Below are 18365 nucleotides of genomic sequence, written 5' to 3' on the forward strand. Positions count from 1 at the left end.
ATTTGCTATATATTTATAATGAGTAACCATAATAACACATTTATCTTGTTTAGCTATATTTTTAAATATATATTTAAAATGAAATGAAATAGAAAAAATCCGCATAAGATCTATATCTTATGAGGAAAAATCATCGTAAATTTAACTGAGGATTTTTTGTTTTCTATTCTATATTTGACATTATTAAGGTCTAATATTTTTTTAACTATATATAATCCTAAACCACTTCCACCTGTATGTCTATTTCTAGATTTCTCAATTCGATAAAAGGGTTTAAATATTTCCTGTATTAAATTTTCATCTATATTAGCACCTGTATTTTCTACTTCTAAATAAATATCATTTTTTTTATATAAATTAATGATTATAGTTTCATTTTTGTTTGAGTATTTTATAGCATTATTTACTACATTCATAATAGCCTTTTTTATAAGCTGTTCATCTAAAAATAAAAATAAATCTTCCTGTAAATTTTCTACAAGCTTCATATTTTTTTCTTTTATAAAATATTGTTGATTTTCAATTACATTTTCTACAAGTTTTGTAATATTTATATTTTCAATATTTGTTTTAACTTCAAAGCTCTCCAGTTTAGATATATCTAGCATTTCATTAACTAAATCTTTCATTTCTTGAGTTATATCATATGATTGTTTTAGATATTTATCCCTATCCTTAAAGGCACCTATATTGTATATCATTCCCTCAAGTTGTCCACTAATTATAGTAATAGGTGACTTAAGTTCATGAGATATAGTTGCTATAAATTCTCTTCTATTAGCTTCTTGTACCCTTTCTCTTTCTATATCACTTTTTAGTTTTGTGTTTGCTTGTTTTAATTCATCCATAGTTTTTTGAAGGTTTATAGAAAGTTCATTTAAACTATTGGACAACTCTCCTATTTCATCATGTGATATAGAATCTAATTTATTTGAAAAGTTCAGCGTAGACATATCTTTAGCTACATTATTGATATGTAGTAGTGGCTTTGTTATTACCTTCGAGTATATATAAGAACCTATTAGTGATACTAAAGCAGCAACCAAAAACATAATTGGCATTGATTTCAAGAGTATCTTTGATGCCTCGTCAACAGGTTGTATCTGTTTGCTAACAATTAAATAGTAAGGTGCTGCTAAATCCTTAATATATATCTCTTTTCTTACAGTATATAGACTTGGTTGTGGCTTACTTTCAAATCCCTCAATTTGAGATTTATGATAGTGAATATTTTTTAAATCTGCACTGTGACTAAAATCATAGTAAGGACAATAAATCATATTTCCATTTGAATCTTGTAATACTATAGACACATTATGTTCTCTAGAAAAATCAGATAAAATAGTATCTAAATTATTTATATCGCTAATTTTTATATATTGAGATAATTCCAGTACTTCGTTTTTCAAATATGAAGTCTTATAATTATAATAGTAACTAGGAAGAAAAAAATATATAAACATGTATATTGTAGTTGATGATAGTATTAAGAGAGCCGTTGTTATTATAAATATTTTATAGGTAACGCTTAGGTTTTTCCACTTACCTTTCAAGAGTATAGCCAACTCCCATAACAGTCTTTATATAAGGTATATTGGATTTTTTCCTTATATTCTTTATATGAGCATCTACTATTCTCTTATCTCTATAATAATCATAACCCCATATCTCATCAACCAAAACATCTCTTGTAACTACTTTTGGATAGTAGTCAATTAGCATCTTTAATATATTAAACTCTTTGACAGTCAAATCCAATAACTCATTATTAAAATAAACTCTATAAGCATCGCAATCTAAGGTTAGATCTTCAAATTTTGAAATACTTTTATTTTTGCTTTCTTCTGTCCTTCTAAGTAAAGCCTCAACTCTTTTTATCAATATATTGAAAGAAAATGGCTTTGTAATATAATCATCTGCTTGCAATTCAAATCCCTTTACTTCATCTTTTTCATCACCTAAAGCTGTTAAGAATATAATAGGTACTTTCGAAGTATTTCTAATCATTTTGCAAACAGAGTATCCATCTAAGTTAGGTAACATTATATCTAATATTATTAAATCATAATTATTATCCTTAAATTTCTCTATTGCTTCTACTCCATCATTAGCTAACTCAACATCATAGTCTTGAGTTTTTAAAAATTCAACTATTAGTTCTTGTATATATGCATCGTCTTCTACAACAAGTATAGATTTGTTCATAGTTTCCTCCAATTATCTGTTTATATGTGTATATTTTAACAAATTAATATGAAAAATATATGAACTTTTACTTAATATTTATAAAAAATTAACCCTCTAAAAATATCAGAGGGCTATCTTTAATAATTTTATTCTTCACTATTAATAACTCTTGAAATATAGTATATAAGTCCTCCATATAATAGTCCAAGGCCACAAATAAGCATTACTACTGCACCTATAGACAAACTATCGACCATACTACCCTTCCACCTTTTCAATTTATATATTTTTACTCTAAGACTTTTTACTTAATATTATATATATCTAAATTTTATTTAGAATGAAATTTAGATAGAACAAAAAAATAAAATATAAGATGTATTTTCTAAAATACACCCTATATTCTATACTTTATTATTCTACTGGCTTTAGTCTAGCTGTAAAGTGTCTTAATACCTCTGGCTCATAAATGAATTCTAACCCTTTTAAAGTCTCACATCTATCTTTTATAGCTATTAATGAATCTGCTATATAATCCATATGGTTATAAGTATATACTCTTCTTGGAATTGTAAGTCTTACAAGTTCTAATGGCGATTCTAAGTTTTCATTTGTCTCAGGGTCTCTTCCAAGTAAGAACGACCCTATTTCAACAGATCTAACTCCACTTTCAAGATATAATTCATTACATAAAACTTGGGCTGGAAATTGATAGTAAGGAATATGTGGTAGTATTTTTTTAGCATCAACAAATACCGCATGACCTCCAGTTGGATACTGAATAGGTACTCCACCTTCCATTAATCTATCTCCAAGGTATTTGATTTGATCTATTCTATAAGCTAAATAATTTTCTTCACAACTTTCATTAAGTCCTATTGCTAAGGCTTCCATATCTCTACCAGCAAGGCCTCCATAAGTTGGGAATCCTTCCATAGGAACAATTCTTGATCTAGCAGCTGTATATAATTCTTCATCTTTTTTAATTCCAATAAGTCCTCCTATGTTTACTATTCCATCTTTTTTAGCACTCATAGTAAACCCTTCTCCATAACTAAACATCTCTTTTATTATTTCTCTTATAGATGTATTTTCATATCCTTCTTCTCTTTGCTTAATAAAGTATGCATTTTCTGCGTATCTTGCAGCATCTATAAAAACTCTTACACCATACTTATCTCCTAGCCCTTTTACAGATCTCATATTTGCCATAGAAACAGGTTGACCACCACAACTATTACAAGTAACTGTTATAAGTATAAATGCTATTTCTTCTTTATTATTATTTTTGAGGAAATCTTCTAATTTTTCTAAGTCAAAGTCGCCTTTAAAATCATAGTAAGTAGTAGTATCGTAGGCTTTTTCTGTTACTAGGTTAACAGCTCTACCACCTGACAATTCTATATGTGCCTTTGTTGTATCAAAATGCATATTTCCAAGAACATATTGACCTTCTTTTACCACAATCGGGAATAATACTTGTTCTGCACCTCTCCCTTGGTGTGCAGGAATTATGTACTTATATCCAAATAATTCTTGAGCACTTTCTAGTAGGTGATAATAGCTTCTACTTCCTGCATAAGCTTCATCTCCCATCATAATACCTGCCCATTGTCTATCACTCATAGCTCCTGTCCCACTATCAGTTAATAAATCTATGTATACATCTTCAGCTTTTAATGAAAATGGATTGTATCCTGCTTTGATTAATGCTTGTTCTCTTTCTTCCCTCGATATTTGTCTTAATGGCTCAACCATTTTGATTTTAAATGGCTCTGGCATGACTTTTCTCATATAAATCCCCCTTTAAATTAACAAATAATTTTTTATGTACACAAAATTTTATGTACAATTAAAAAATATATTCTTAATAAATAATGTTTTTCATATAAAAAAATCCTCCATTACTTGGAGGATTTTATAAGTTAAGTTGATCATCTGAGTTAAATAAAAACTTAGAAGCTAAATATAAAAATAACCATGTTGTTAATGTAACACTACCTAATATACCTAGCATTATACCTATTTGATATTTTATAGCAGACAGAGGAGAAGCTCCTCCTAATATTTGACCTGTCATCATTCCAGGTAAAAATACCACACCTGTACCTAGCATAGAATTTATAGTTGGCAATATAGCATTGTCAAATGCTTTATTAATAATATCTCTAGATGCAACTGCTGGAGTGGCACCTAACATTAAAGCAGTTTCTATGGAATCTCTCTGTGTAGTTATACTGCTCATCAAAGTATTAACACCAAGAGACACCCCTGTCATTGAATTTCCTATTAACATACCTGTTATAGGTATAAAGTAAACAGGATCATACCAAGGTTTTACCGCCACCACTACAAATATAAAATATAATGTACTTATGAATATCCCTACAAACATTGATATTGTTATAGATTTTCTTATATTGTTAGGTACATCTACATGACTTCTTTTTATTACGTTGTTTACAGCAAACAATAACATAATGCATATTATAATTATAGTTATAAATGGATTTGGATATTTAAATATGTAAGTAAGTAAATATCCAGCCAAAGTAAGCTGAATAGTCATACGAATACTAGATATTAATATTAATTTTTCTCTAGGTATTTTTCTTATTTTGACTATGAACATAAGTATTAGTACAAATAGATATGCACATAGAAGTTGAAATACCGTTATATCCTTCATTATCTCTTCACCTCACTGACTTCTACTACTTCTCCACTTGTTATATTAACTATATAATCGGCAAAATTGTTTGATACTTCCAATGAATGAGTTATCATTATAAGTGTTTTATTGTTTTTCTTACAATAATATGATATTTGAGATATAATATCATACTCTGTATCTTTATCCAGTGCCGATGAAGGTTCATCTAATAAATATACATCTGCATCCATGACCATTACACGAGCTAAGCAAAGTCTTTGTTTTTCTCCACCAGATAAAGTATCACATGTATCATATAAATCTTTTTTTAAATTTACTGAATTAAGAAATTCCTTTAATTTATAGTCTTCTGGAATATGTTTTTCAGAAAACTTAAGTCCTATTATAAGGTTTTCTTTTATATTCCCCTCGAATATGTGAGGATTTTGAGATAGCATAACAACGTTCCTTCTCAGTTTCACTGAAGATATATCATTTAGATTTTTCCCATTGTAATATATAACTCCATTAGTATGAGTTATCATTTTGTTTAAAAGTTTTAGTAGTGTAGTTTTTCCGCCCCCACTAGGGCCCATAATACAAGTAATTTTATTTTTAGGTATGATAAGTTCCTTTATATCTAGTATGGTTTTGTACTTTATATTTTGTAAGTTAAACATATGTCGCACCTTCCTTCATTCCTTTATAATATACCATATTTCATATATATAGTTACAATTTGTAGTACAAGTATAATAAATTATGTTAAAATAAGGAATACTATAAAGGATAAAATAGAAATAATGCAAAGTGAGGTAATAGACTTGATAAAAATAGGCGATTTTAATAATTTAAAAGTTGTAGGTAAAGGAAACATAGGTTATTTCTTAAATAGCGATACTAAAAAAATGGATAAAAACATATTGCTTCCAAAATCACGTGAGATAAGTACTGAATTAAATATAGGTGATGCAGTAGAAGCTTTTATATATCGAGATTCAGAAGATAGAATAATTGCTACGCTTAAAAAACCCCTAGCTAAAGTAGGAGAAATATCTTATCTTAAAGTTGTTTCTACTACTGATGTAGGTACTTTTATTGACTTTGGGCTAGCTAAAGATATATTGGTACCTTTTAAAGAAAAATTATATCCATTAGAAGACAATAAAAACTATTTATTCTATATATATTTAGATAAAAGTGATAGAATAGCTGCTACTACTGATATAGATATGCATCTAGATATTGAAGGTGATTATAAAATTGGAGATAGTGTTAAAGGAACAGTTTATGGATTCCAAACTAACAAAAGTGTTATGGTAGCTGTAGAAAATATGTACCAGGGTGTAATTTTAAGTAATGAATATTTCACTGAAATAAACTATGGAGATGTTTTAGATCTGAATGTAATTAAAATTTATGAAAATGGAAGATTGGGATTATCTCCTAGAAAACATACTAAAGTTGAAGTAACTACTCTTCAAGAAAATATTTTAGAATATTTAAAATCACATGAAGGCTTTATGACTTTCAATGATAAAAGTTCTCCTGAAGAAATATCTAAAGAATTTAACGTAAGTAAAAAACACTTTAAAAATGCTTTAGGTGGACTTATGAAAAAGAATTTAATAACACAAGACAATACTGGGACGAAACTAAAATAATAAATAAAGTATACATATAAAGGGAGTGAATATATATTCACTCCCTTTATTGAATTAACTATGCAAGCTTCCTTCAATTTAAGTTTAATTAATAATATTGAAAAAAAGGAATTTTCATTGTATAATTGTACTATCTCATGTGCTTTCAGCATATATATACTTAGTTAATAAAATATCATTTTGAAGGGAGATTATTTATGAATTTCAAGCTTGACTTAATAGAAACGCTCGCATTGGCTATTCTTGTTTTAATAGTTGGGGAATTTTTAAGAAAAAGAATTAAAGTTTTAGAGCATTTTTGTATTCCGGCGCCAGTAATTGGAGGAATGTTATTTTCATTTATTACATTAATTGGACATAACTTACAATTATTTAGTTTTGAATTTGATGATACACTAAAAAACGTATTTTTAATTGCGTTTTTTACAACTATTGGATTCACTGCAAGTTTAAAGTTATTGAAAAAGGGTGGAGTTTCAGTAATCATTTTCTTATTTGTTAGTATGATTTTAGTTGTATTCCAAAATGTTCTTGGCATTGGTTTAGCTAAATTATTTGGATTACATCCATATATAGGTCTTGCTCTTGGCTCAACTCCACTTGTTGGCGGACCTGGAACTTCAGGTGCTTTTGGTCCTTTATTCGAGGCAGCTGGTGTAAAAGGTGCTGCAACTGTTGCTATGGCTGCTGCAACATTTGGGTTAGTTATGGGATCAATTACTGGAGGACCTATTGCAAAACGCTTAATTGAAAAGAATAACTTAATAAATAGATCAAAATCATATGAAGGTAATGAGACATTATCTGACAAAGTACTAAACCTTGATCCAAACTCACTACTTAACTCTGCTATTATTATAGTTGTAGCAATGGGTATTGGAACTATTATTTCAAAGTGGTTTGTAAGTTTGGGATGGACGTTCCCACCATATATAGGGGGAATGTTAGCTGCAGCACTAATTAGAAATGTTTATGATATGTTCAATAAAGAAGTAATCATGGAAGAAATTGATGCTTTAGGCAGTATATGTTTAGCATTCTTCTTATCTATGGCATTAATGTCTCTTAAGTTATGGGAATTAGCTGAGTTAGCTCTTCCTATGATAGTTATTCTACTAACACAAGTAGTACTTATGGCTGCATTCGTGTACTTTATAGTATTTAGAATAATGGGTAGAGATTATGAAGCAGCTGTTATGGCATCTGGTACATGTGGATTTGGTCTAGGATCAACTGCAAATGCCATGGCTAACATGGAAACCCTTGTAGCAAAATATAATAAAAAGGCACCAAGAGCATTTTTTGCGGTACCACTTGTTGGTTCCTTATTTATAGACTTCTTTAATGCCTTTGCAATTACTTTCCTTATGAATATGTTTAAGTAAATATTAAAATATCGCTAAGTTATCTTCCTCTTAGCGATATTTTTTATTATTTATTCTACTGGACATTGTTTAAATATAGTATTTCCATCTACTGATTTTATAATTTCAAGAGAATTTCCATTCATATACATTTTTGAATTAGTATCTAAGCTACCTACAGCATACAAAGTATATATTCTACCTGCTCTTAAACTAGTTGATATACCTAGTGGGAATGTCTCTTTATTGGCTAAATGAAATTTAAATGAATGTATATCAGTATCTGTAATTATATATTCTGTAGAATATCCAGGAGATAATTCTCTATATAAAGCATTTGGCTGTATATGCACTGTCAGAGGATCAGGGGATACATTTACAATCCTAACAACACTTTTATCTGGGTATATTTTTTGTTTAATCTCATCTACGATTGATATTAATTTCAAATTGTTTATATTCTCCCATATAGATAGTGTAATAGGCTCTCCTCCAGGTATATCTATTTCATTTAGTTTTAATATAGGATTATCTGGCTTATTAGACAAATAAACCTTTATACTGTGCACCCCTTTGGGTATAGGAATATAATAACTAAAATCTTTGTATTTTAAATTTTTTGCCATTAACATATCATCTATATATAAATTTATCTGTGGAGCTTCTGGATATCCATTGAATACCCTAACAAATGAAAAACAAAGAGCAATACAAGGTAAACCTAATTCTTGTATAAATTGCATAGCTGTTCCTGTTTCTGGAGAATCATGTATTTGTCTCTTACAAAATATATTTAAAAATGCACGTGGTATTACCACCCTATTCATAAAACCCCACCTTTTATTTTTATATTGCTAAAAAATACTACTTTTATTATTATATGCATTTATTGTACAAGTTGTTATAATAAAAATAATTTAGTAGGGAAATACAAAAGGAGTGTATCTGAGTTCTTAACAAAACTTCTATACACTCCTTTGTCTATATACTATTTTTCATAACTTTGCGTATATTATGTAACCCTATTTCGCAACGATTACCCCAAGCATCAAGAAATTCATCATCTCTCATTACACAAACAATTTCACAATTATTAGAACAATGATCACAATCTTTTCCTGAAGTTGTAAATTTCATCTCTTTAACACCAAAATTAAAAGATTTTTCTTTACCAGATTTCTTTGCTAAAATAGCAGCTCCTAAAGCCCCCATTAAATGTCCATTTTCATCAACATGTACTTCTTGCCCTACAGATTCTTTAAAAGCCTTAATAACACCTAAGTTTTTGCTAACTCCTCCTTGAAAAACTATTGGTGTTTTAATACGTTTACCTTTCCCAACATTATTTAGGTAATTTGTAACAACAGCTCTGCAAAGCCCAGCAATAATGTCTTCTTTACTATGGCCAATTTGTGCTTTGTGAACTAAGTCAGATTCTGCAAAAACTGTACAACGACCTGCAATTTTAGTTGGATTTTTTGAGCGAAGTGCATAATCTCCTAGATCTTCAATTTCAATTCCAAGACGCTTAGCTTGTGAAGATAAAAATGACCCTGTTCCTGCTGCACATAAAGTATTCATAGCATAATCAGTTACAATTCCGTTATCCATAATTATAATTTTACTATCTTGTCCACCTATCTCAAATATAGTTTTGGCCTCAGGGTAAATTGAAAGTGTTCCAATAGCATGCGCTGTTATTTCATTTTTTACAATTTGAGCATCTAAAATACTACCTATAAGTTCTCTAGCAGATCCAGTAGTTCCAACAGATACTACTTCAATATCTTTTCTTAATTGTCTTTGTAAATCTTCTAAAACCTTTTTAACTCCATTAATAGGATTCCCTTCTGTCCAAAGATAAGTTTTTGCCAAAAATTTATTGTCTTTGTCAACAATAACGCCTTTAGTAGATATAGATCCTATATCTATTCCTAAGTACCCCTTTTCCATTATATGTTCTCCTTTCTCATAACAAGCATATCATGAAAAGCCTCAAGTCTTGTTTTTGTACCTATTTCAGATGTTTGAGCATCAAAACTAAAGTATAATACCGGAATATTATAATCTCTACTTACCCTTTGTACAGGTGGCATAGAATTAACCTCAGGAGTACATCCAAATGGCTTAATATGAATAATTCCATCGAAACCCTCTTCTGCTAATTGCTTTGTTCTTGCTACACTATCAGTTCCATCAGCTCCAATAGCATACTTCAAATATGGATTTGCATATTTTAATAATTTTTTCTCATTATGATCTTTTGAAAATAACAAATAAGAAATAGTAATATATCTTCTCACTTCTATTCCCTTCTTTGCCATCTCTTTTTCTATAAAATAATTACTAAAAGGCTCCATTAAAACATATAATTCACCTACAATACCTACTTTTAATGGATTTTTAGGTTTATCTATTGAAAGTTGTTCAAAAGCCAATTTATATTCTCTATATATATTTTTTACTTCTTTTGTATTGTTTGTTTTACTTAGCTCAACATGGAATTTCTTTTCTAAATTTTCAAAACTACCTTTATTAACTTCAAAACCAATATTTTCTCTAATATATTGTTCAATATTATCAAGTGCATTTACTTGTTCTAAAGCTAGTTTAAATGCTGAGTAAAATTGTCTAAAACTCAATTTAGGATTTATCTTTTTAAATTCTCTATAATAAGCGATAGGGCTAACATTACTAGTATCAACGAGGCTGAAAAATTTGAAATCATATCCTAAGTCTTTTAATATTTGTTCTTGAATTTCTCCGTAATATCCAAAGCGACAACCGCCACCTGCTTGAACTAAAAAATTTGCCCCATTATCTAAAGCTTCAATATAGTTACCTAGATTATATTTAAAAGGAACACAAACAAAATCAGGGCTATTTTTAGCACCTAACTCTATTGTTTTTCTAGTTATTGGTGGTGCTAAAACAACTTTTCCTTCTAAAGTATTTTCAATTAGCTTTGTAATTGGAATATGATAGTTACCCATATGAGGAAAGCTCATAATCATTTCTCTGTTATTGCCCATATTTACATCTCTCCTGACTTAAAAGTCCTTCATTATCCTGTTTCTTCATATTAATTATATCAATAAAGCTTTCCAATCTAGTATGCAGTCCTGCCTCTCCTTGTAACTCATCTAATACAATAGTAATAAGGGGTATATCTTTAATTTTTCTTTGACATAATTCAGTAACTAAAGAATCAGGCCCACATGGGAAAGTTACTAAAAATATAATGCCATCAATTTTATCTTTATAGTGTTCAATGGCCCCTACTAGCTCTTTGTTATAACTCCAATATAATCCTGAAGATATCTGCTTCGATTTTTGTTTAGCTGTGTCTTCATCTAAAACGTCTGCATATATAGGAGTAGTATCAAGTTGCTTTAGATATTTAACAATTGGTTGTCCTATAAATTCGTCGTAAATATTATATGGATGGGAAACAACTAGTATTTTTAATTTATCATTTTGTTCTAATAACTTATCTTGATAAACTTCTATTTTCTTATTTTCAATCATCTGAGAATTTTTTGCTTTTTTATATGCGTTATAAATTTTTATAGGATTTTTGGTAAAATTTAAACCTATTTTATAAAAACCTGAAAATTCCCTACTTCCATTTTCAATATCTAGGTTATAATCTAATATATTTATATCATCAAATGTGTTTTTTACTATATCATAAAGCGCATGGAATTTTGTGCAAGTAGATTCATTATTTCCATAATTAGCAATACGCGGAATAAATATATAATCAGCTTTTCCTCTTAGATAATTAACATGACCCATAAAAATTTTCGCTGATAAGCAACTTTCATCTATTGAATGAGAAATACCATCGTCTAATAACTTCTTTGTAGTTTTGGGGCTTAATACAATTTCACAACCAAGTTCTTCAAAAAAATTATTCCAAAGAACACTGTGTTTGTAGTAAAGCAATGCCCTTGGAATACCAATAGTATACTTTTGACTTGCAATCATTAATTTCAACTCCTATGTTTTTTCATGTTGTTTCCAAATCCTGTTTTAGTATTGACAATATTTAAATAAAATAAAACCCCCATTATAAAATAGAGGTTTCAGATTTAGAATTTTTGTTATTCTTTTTAACTTTATATGTGACTATATATGAACAACTTAGCCCTAATATTATCCCCCCTAATATATCTGTAGGATAATGAACAAATAAATATAGTCTAGAAAAAGCCATAAGTCCTGCTAAAATAATTATAGGTATTCTGTATTTTTTTATTAAGATTCCTATTACACCTGCAACTGCAAATGATGACCCTGTATGTCCTGAAGGAAAAGAATAAGATAGTGGTTTTTCTATTAATAATTGAATATTTGTAAATTCATAAAATGGTCTTGGTCTTTGTATTATTTTTTTTAATACTCCTTCTCCTATAATAGTGCTAAGTACTAGTGCTATTATACATAAAATACCTACTTTTCTATATTTGTTACTAATCATTAATATAAAAGATATTATGATCCAAATCATACCACTATCCCCTAGTGATGTTATTATAGGCATAAGTTTATCTAAAATAGGATTTTGTAAGTTATTATTAATAAATTCAAGTATAGCTATATCTATTTTTTGAATCATATTTTCCTCCATTATAATTATTAAAAGCTTTTATTAATTTTACTATAAAAATTATAATTACAATAGTATTAAATAAAATAGTATTAAATTTCATTTTCTAATCTAATTCTAATCTTTAGCTAATACTTCTTTAATTATATTACCCTATTATATAAATATAAAATATATTACAAATTTGGAGGGTACACAATGGAAATTAAAATTGAGCTAGTTGATTTATTGAAAAAAAGAGCGAATGTAAGCTATAAAGAAGCAAAAGAGGCGCTTGAAATGTTTAATGGTGATATAGTTGAAGCATTGGCATACTTTGAAGAACAAAATAAAATAAAGCCTGATATAAGCGTTACAAGTTCATCTTTTTTCAGGAAAATTAAGAGTATTATAAAAAAATCAAATAAAATAAGATTCATTATATCAAAGAATAACAAAACATTGATTAATGTACCTATATCTATTGCAATAATTGTAACAATAATAGGTGTACACTTTGTTCTACCAGCTATAATCCTTGCTTTAGTTACTGGATGTAAGATAAAGTTTGAAAAAGATAACGGCGAAGGATACGATATTAACAATAAAATAGATAAGGTTTCTAATTGTGTAAATAAATTTACAAATAAAATATCAGATGAAATAAAAAATTCATAATACTAACCCTGCCAATATTATAAAATGGCAGGGTTTATTTTACTATTGTTTTCAAATTTCTTTGAAAAGAGTATACTATTTTTATATGATTTATCTTTTGATATGGAGGATAATAAATGAATGAAAAAATACTTATTATAGAAGATGAAACTAAAATAGCTAGATTTATTCAACTTGAATTAGAACATGAAGGCTATAGTGTAGATATTGTTCAAGATGGCAGATTAGGTCTTGAAAAAGCTTTAAGTCATAATTATGACCTTATAATACTGGACGTTATGCTTCCATCACTTAATGGCATGGAGGTGCTAAGAAGACTAAGACAATCTTCTCAAGTAATTGTTATTATGCTTACAGCTAAGGACGATGTTATGGATAAAGTCATGGGGTTAGATATTGGGGCTGATGACTATATTACAAAACCCTTTGCAATAGAAGAACTTCTAGCTCGTATTCGTGTATCTTTTAAACATAAAAGATCTAATTCATTAAAATCAAATATAATTCAAGTAAATAAGCTTAAAATTGATATAGATAAATATACTGTTACTTATGAAAATGAACTTATAGAATTAACTAAAAAAGAATTTGATTTATTGAAATATCTTATGATAAATAAAGACATAGTATTAACAAGAGATTCTATATTAGGGATTGTCTGGGGATATGATTTTGTAGGCGACACTAATATAGTCGATGTTTATATAAGATATTTAAGAAGTAAAATTGATGATAAATTCAATAAAAAGTTTATTCATACAATTAGAGGAGTGGGGTATCAACTAAAACATGAATAAAATAAAATCATTATTTAAAGCTATCTCCCAAATATTTAAAGTTTTATTATCAGTTATTGTGTATATTGTAAAATTCCTATTATATTTATTTGATAAATCAATTAAAGAAATAACTAAAAGATTGAGATTTTCTATTAGATTTAAAATTACTGCCACTTATGTATCTATATTTATATTAATATTTTCATTAATAAGTTTAGGTATTATATTTAGTTTTGAGTATTATATCCAAAATAATTCCCCTCGAGATTATATATACATTCTTGGTACAATTTTGGGAGTTTTTAATATTCTTGGTATAATTTCTATAATTTTAATAAGCTCAAGAACTAGTAAAAAGCTTTTATCTCCAATATACTATATGACAAAGACGGTAAAGGAAATATCAATTAATGATCTTCATAAAAGACTTGACATAAGTGGTTCAAAGGATGAATTAAAAGATTTGGCAAAAACATTTAATGACATGTTAGATAGAATTCAAATCTCTGTTGAGCTTCAAAATCAATTTGTATCAGATGCCTCTCATGAACTAAGAACTCCTATTTCAGTAATACAAGGGTATGCTAACCTATTAGATCGTTGGGGAAAAGACGATAGACAGGTACTAGAAGAATCAATTATTGCAATTAAAAGTGAATCTGAAAATATGAAAATTCTTATTGAAAATCTTTTATTTCTTGCTCGTGGAGATAAAAACAACCAAAAAACTTACAAAGAAAACTTTTCAATTAATGAAATAATAAGTGAGGTTTTAAAAGAAACGAAATTAATCGATTCAAATCATAATATACTAAACGAAAAAAATGAAGAGTTTATTATCAACGGTGATAAAAACCTTATAAAAGAAGCTGTTAGAATTTTTGTAGACAATAGTATTAAGTATACTCCTAATGGTGGGAATATAAAATTAAATTCTTATAAAAATAACAATAAAGCAATTATTATTATAGAAGATACAGGTATTGGAATTTCTAAAGATGATATTAAATATATATTCAATAGGTTTTATAGAGTGGATAAAGCAAGGACAAAAAAAGATGGTGGAACTGGACTTGGCTTATCCATTGCAAAGTGGATAATAGACAGTCATAATGGGACAATTGACGTTAGTAGTACTTTAAAGGTAGGAACAACTATTAAAATTAAATTACCAATTAATATTTAAAATCATAAAAAGATCTCTTAAGATTATAATTAAGTACTCTTAAGAGATCTTTTTTATTTATCTATTGCTCTGAATTTTTACTGTTTTGCAGTCTTTCCCCTATTGCTATTAAATCTCTAACTTTATAGTTTCCAAAATCACCTTTATTTCCTTTTTGCAATGTAACACTGTCCATTATCTCATCAGCTATCTCTAAATTCATTTCAGTTAAATCTTTTCCTATTTCTTGTTGTGAACCAATTTTTTTATTTTTCATAATTAATACCTCCTTAATAAAAACTGTTTAAGTTTTTTTATTTATACTACAAGATTAGTATTGTATTTAACTTCATTTCAAATACATAGATTTTACTAATAATATAATTTTATGATAAGATAAAAATATACAGTTTTGATGAAAGAAGGAGTTTTTATGGATGTTATTTTTAGTATGTTACTAGTATTTTGTATGTTGATTTTTTCTATTTATAAAGGAATATTTATAGGGTATCCCTTAATATTGTGTTTTTTTATATTTTCTTTTATTTGTTTTAAAAGAGGATTTTCCTTAAAAGCTATTTTGAAAATGTCCTATGATGGTGGGAAAAAGGCATTTATTGTTCTTAAGATATTTATTTTAATAGGAAGTATTACTGCAATTTGGATGTCATCAGGAACTGTTCCTGGGATAGTTTATTATGGAATAAAATTTATGAATCCAAACTTTTTTATTTTATATACATTTTTAATTAGTTGTTTGGTATCTTTTTTACTAGGTACATCATTTGGAACTGTAAGTACTGTAGGTATAGCGTTAATCGTAATGGCAAAAGGTGGAAATGTAAATTTAAACATTGTGGCCGGAGCTATTATTGCAGGTGCATATTTTGGAGATAGATGTTCTCCAATGTCTTCTAGTGCAAATCTAGTTGCGCACTTAACAGAAACAAACTTTCATACAAACATAAGAAATATGTTTAAGACATCGGCAATTCCTTTTGTTTTATCTATAATTTTATATACTGCATTTTCACTACAGCAACCATTTACACTAGGATCAATTAGTATAAATAACGAGATAATGAATTCATTTAATATAAATTGGATTGTTTTATTACCTGCTATTATAATAATAATTTTATCTCTATTTAAAATAGATGTTAAAATATCAATGCTTTTAAGTATTTTGCTAGCTTCTATTATAAGTATATTAATTCAACAATATAAATTAACAGAAATTCTTAAATTTATATTGTTAGGTTTTAAATTGGATTCAACTACTCCACTTCAAAATATTATAAAAGGTGGTGGCATTATTTCTATGTTAAAGCCATCTTTAGTAGTCTTTATATCTTGTTCATTAGCGGGGATATTTGATGGAACAAATATGCTAAAAAATATAGAAGATATATTATTAAAATCAAAAAATCGCTTTGAACTCTTTTTATATACAACTATAACTAGTATAGCTACTGGAGCTTTTGGATGTAATCAATCTATTGCTATTGTTTTGACCAGTAGTCTTATGAAAAAACCATATAATGAAAAAAATATTGATAACCATAAATTAGCTATAGATTTAGAAAATACAGCAGTTGTATTGTCTGCCCTTATCCCCTGGAATATAGCAGCATTTGTTCCCACTACAACGATGAATGTAAGTAATATAGGATATATACCTTATGCTTTTTACTTATACCTTATTCCTATATGTAATATTATTTATTTTAGATTTTTAAAAACAAAAACACCTCAAAAAAACCTTGAGTAAGTTTACTCAAGGTTTTTTCATTTACTCAGCTACATTTCCAGCTACATTAAGTACATCCCATGTTCTTGCAAAAGGTGGTGCATAACATAAGTCTAAGAATCCTAACTGATCAGTAGTCATTTTGCTAAATATTGCTGCTGCTAATACATCAACTCTTAATACGGCACCCTTTTTTCCAATAATCTGGCCTCCTAATATTACCTTTGTGTCACCATCATATATTAACTTTACATGAATATCAGATTGTCCTGGATAATAATTAGTTTGATTTTTATCCTTTATAAATACAGTTTTGTAGTTTAGTCCCATTTTAATTGCTTCATTTTCTGAAATGCCTGTTCTACCAGCTTCTAAATTCATAACCTTTACAGCTGCAGAACCTAGTGTTCCTTCAAATTTATTATTTTGGCCAGCAAGGTTTTCTCCAACTATTCTTCCAATTTTATTAGCTGTTGTTGCAAGAGGAATATATACATTCTCATTTCTTACGATATTATATACACTTGCGCAATCACCACCAGCATAAATATTATCTATACTAGACCTACCATATTCATCAATTACAATTGCGCCATTTTCAAGCATATTTATTCCTGTTTCTTTTAAAAATGATGTATTTGGTCTTATTCCAGTACTAATTATAACTAAATCAGCTTTATAAACTCCTTTATCAGTAACTACCTTTTCTATCTTAATTTTTCCTTCAAATTTCTTAATACTTTCATTTAAATGAAGATTCACTCCGTGACTTATAAGTTCATTTTCCATTATATCAGTAATTTCTTTATCGAATGAAGCCGCAAGAATCCTATCTCCACGTTGAATAATCCTTACATTTTTTCCAATGTTTTTCATAGCTTCCACTACTTCTATTCCTATAAATCCAGCACCTATAATTACAATATCTTTAACATCTTCTTTTTTTACTACTTCTTTTAATTTTATCCCATCATTTAAATCTTTTAATGTAAATATATTTTGTAGGTCTATATTTTCTATAGGTGGTATAATAGCACTTGCCCCTGTTGCTATCATAAGTTTATCATAACTGTCTTCAAGTTCTTTATTAGTACTTAAGTCTTTTATTTTTAAAATTTTATTATTCGTATCTACACTTAATACTTCGTGATTTATATTTACTTCTATTCCACTTGCTCTAAATTTATCTGCAGTTCTCGCTATCATATTTTTAGGATCATGAAAAAAATCACCTATATAATAAGGTAGGCCACATGCTCCCCAAGAAACAACATCTGTTTTTTCATAAACTATTACATCATAATCTTTTGATATTCTCTTTACTTTTGCGGCTGCACTCATACCAGCTGCAACTCCACCTATTATTATTATTCTCATATTAATTCCTCCTGCCAAATTACTATGACATGTAATTATTTTTATATACTATAATATATTTATGCCCATATACACTAAATAAGTAACATAAAAAATTTGCTTTGCTCTTATCACCAACGACCTTGAAAAGATGGTCTGTTGGTCAAGTTTATCAGTT

18 protein-coding genes are annotated in these 18365 nt (G+C 28.0%); 6 read left to right on the top strand and 12 right to left on the bottom strand.

Annotated features, from left to right (window positions below):
- Window positions 1–110: 110 nt before the first annotated feature.
- The 5 genes from ACUSRV_RS00635 to ACUSRV_RS00655 all read right to left on the bottom strand — a co-directional run bounded on the left by ACUSRV_RS00635 (window position 111) and on the right by ACUSRV_RS00655 (window position 5520).
- Window positions 111–1409, bottom strand: a complete 1299-nt coding sequence (locus tag ACUSRV_RS00635) for a sensor histidine kinase (RefSeq protein WP_490139972.1) — start codon at window positions 1407–1409, stop codon at window positions 111–113.
- A 133-nt stretch (window positions 1410–1542) separates the two neighbouring features.
- The gene (locus tag ACUSRV_RS00640; protein WP_490139973.1) at window positions 1543–2205 is read right to left on the bottom strand and encodes a response regulator transcription factor; all 663 of its coding nucleotides are present in this window, start codon (window positions 2203–2205) and stop codon (window positions 1543–1545) included.
- A 396-nt stretch (window positions 2206–2601) separates the two neighbouring features.
- Window positions 2602–3981 (bottom strand): tryptophanase, encoded by a 1380-nt coding sequence (locus ACUSRV_RS00645; RefSeq protein WP_490139974.1) that lies wholly within the window; start codon window positions 3979–3981, stop codon window positions 2602–2604.
- Window positions 3982–4105: 124 nt separating this feature from the next.
- On the bottom strand, window positions 4106–4876 hold the full coding sequence (locus ACUSRV_RS00650) for an ABC transporter permease (RefSeq protein ID WP_490139975.1): 771 nt from the start codon (window positions 4874–4876) through the stop codon (window positions 4106–4108).
- Window positions 4876–5520 carry an ABC transporter ATP-binding protein gene (locus ACUSRV_RS00655; RefSeq protein WP_490139976.1) on the bottom strand — a complete coding sequence of 215 codons (645 nt, stop codon included), beginning with the start codon at window positions 5518–5520 and terminating at the stop codon, window positions 4876–4878. The genes ACUSRV_RS00650 and ACUSRV_RS00655 overlap by 1 nt, the downstream gene beginning before the upstream one ends.
- 144 nt (window positions 5521–5664) lie before the next feature.
- On the opposite strand from ACUSRV_RS00655, the gene ACUSRV_RS00660 reads away from it, so the two are divergent.
- Window positions 5665–6504 (top strand): CvfB family protein, encoded by an 840-nt coding sequence (locus tag ACUSRV_RS00660; RefSeq protein ID WP_490139977.1) that lies wholly within the window; start codon window positions 5665–5667, stop codon window positions 6502–6504.
- A 197-nt stretch (window positions 6505–6701) separates the two neighbouring features.
- Window positions 6702–7889: a sodium/glutamate symporter gene (gene gltS, locus ACUSRV_RS00665; protein WP_490139978.1), complete on the top strand. Its 1188-nt coding sequence runs from the start codon at window positions 6702–6704 to the stop codon at window positions 7887–7889.
- A 50-nt stretch (window positions 7890–7939) separates the two neighbouring features.
- On the opposite strand, the gene ACUSRV_RS00670 is transcribed toward gltS, so the two are convergent.
- The 5 genes from ACUSRV_RS00670 to ACUSRV_RS00690 all read right to left on the bottom strand — a co-directional run bounded on the left by ACUSRV_RS00670 (window position 7940) and on the right by ACUSRV_RS00690 (window position 12489).
- On the bottom strand, window positions 7940–8695 hold the full coding sequence (locus tag ACUSRV_RS00670) for a DUF4397 domain-containing protein (RefSeq protein ID WP_490139979.1): 756 nt from the start codon (window positions 8693–8695) through the stop codon (window positions 7940–7942).
- A 154-nt stretch (window positions 8696–8849) separates the two neighbouring features.
- Window positions 8850–9821, bottom strand: a complete 972-nt coding sequence (locus tag ACUSRV_RS00675) for an acyl-CoA dehydratase activase (RefSeq protein WP_490139980.1) — start codon at window positions 9819–9821, stop codon at window positions 8850–8852.
- A complete protein-coding gene (locus tag ACUSRV_RS00680) occupies window positions 9821–10900 on the bottom strand; it encodes a 2-hydroxyacyl-CoA dehydratase (RefSeq protein WP_490139981.1) in 1080 nt (359 codons plus the stop codon). Before ACUSRV_RS00680 ends, ACUSRV_RS00675 begins: the two co-directional genes overlap by 1 nt.
- Window positions 10890–11858, bottom strand: a complete 969-nt coding sequence (locus ACUSRV_RS00685; protein WP_490139982.1) for an acyl-CoA dehydratase activase-related protein — start codon at window positions 11856–11858, stop codon at window positions 10890–10892. Before ACUSRV_RS00685 ends, ACUSRV_RS00680 begins: the two co-directional genes overlap by 11 nt.
- Before the next feature lie 82 nt (window positions 11859–11940).
- Complete coding sequence (locus ACUSRV_RS00690) at window positions 11941–12489, bottom strand: phosphatase PAP2 family protein (protein ID WP_490139983.1); 549 nt, start codon at window positions 12487–12489, stop codon at window positions 11941–11943.
- A gap of 189 nt (window positions 12490–12678) precedes the next feature.
- Between ACUSRV_RS00690 and ACUSRV_RS00695 the strand changes: the two genes are divergently transcribed.
- The 3 genes from ACUSRV_RS00695 (at window position 12679) to ACUSRV_RS00705 (ending at window position 15102) form a co-directional block, all read left to right on the top strand.
- Window positions 12679–13137, top strand: coding sequence for a DUF4342 domain-containing protein (locus ACUSRV_RS00695; protein ID WP_490139984.1), 459 nt, complete (start codon window positions 12679–12681; stop codon window positions 13135–13137).
- A gap of 116 nt (window positions 13138–13253) precedes the next feature.
- On the top strand, window positions 13254–13934 hold the full coding sequence (locus ACUSRV_RS00700; protein ID WP_490139985.1) for a response regulator transcription factor: 681 nt from the start codon (window positions 13254–13256) through the stop codon (window positions 13932–13934).
- A complete protein-coding gene (locus tag ACUSRV_RS00705; protein WP_490139986.1) occupies window positions 13927–15102 on the top strand; it encodes a sensor histidine kinase in 1176 nt (391 codons plus the stop codon). The genes ACUSRV_RS00700 and ACUSRV_RS00705 overlap by 8 nt, the downstream gene beginning before the upstream one ends.
- Window positions 15103–15163: 61 nt before the next feature.
- On the opposite strand, the gene ACUSRV_RS00710 is transcribed toward ACUSRV_RS00705, so the two are convergent.
- Window positions 15164–15358, bottom strand: a complete 195-nt coding sequence (locus ACUSRV_RS00710; protein ID WP_490139987.1) for a hypothetical protein — start codon at window positions 15356–15358, stop codon at window positions 15164–15166.
- 156 nt (window positions 15359–15514) lie between these two features.
- On the opposite strand from ACUSRV_RS00710, the gene ACUSRV_RS00715 reads away from it, so the two are divergent.
- Window positions 15515–16852, top strand: coding sequence for a Na+/H+ antiporter NhaC family protein (locus ACUSRV_RS00715; RefSeq protein WP_490139988.1), 1338 nt, complete (start codon window positions 15515–15517; stop codon window positions 16850–16852).
- Window positions 16853–16873: 21 nt separating this feature from the next.
- Here ACUSRV_RS00715 and ACUSRV_RS00720 read toward each other — a convergent pair whose 3' ends face one another.
- Complete coding sequence (locus ACUSRV_RS00720) at window positions 16874–18208, bottom strand: CoA-disulfide reductase (protein WP_490139989.1); 1335 nt, start codon at window positions 18206–18208, stop codon at window positions 16874–16876.
- Between the last annotated feature and the right edge of the window lie 157 nt (window positions 18209–18365).

The sequence above is a fragment of the Sporacetigenium sp. TC11 genome (genome assembly GCF_058146105.1).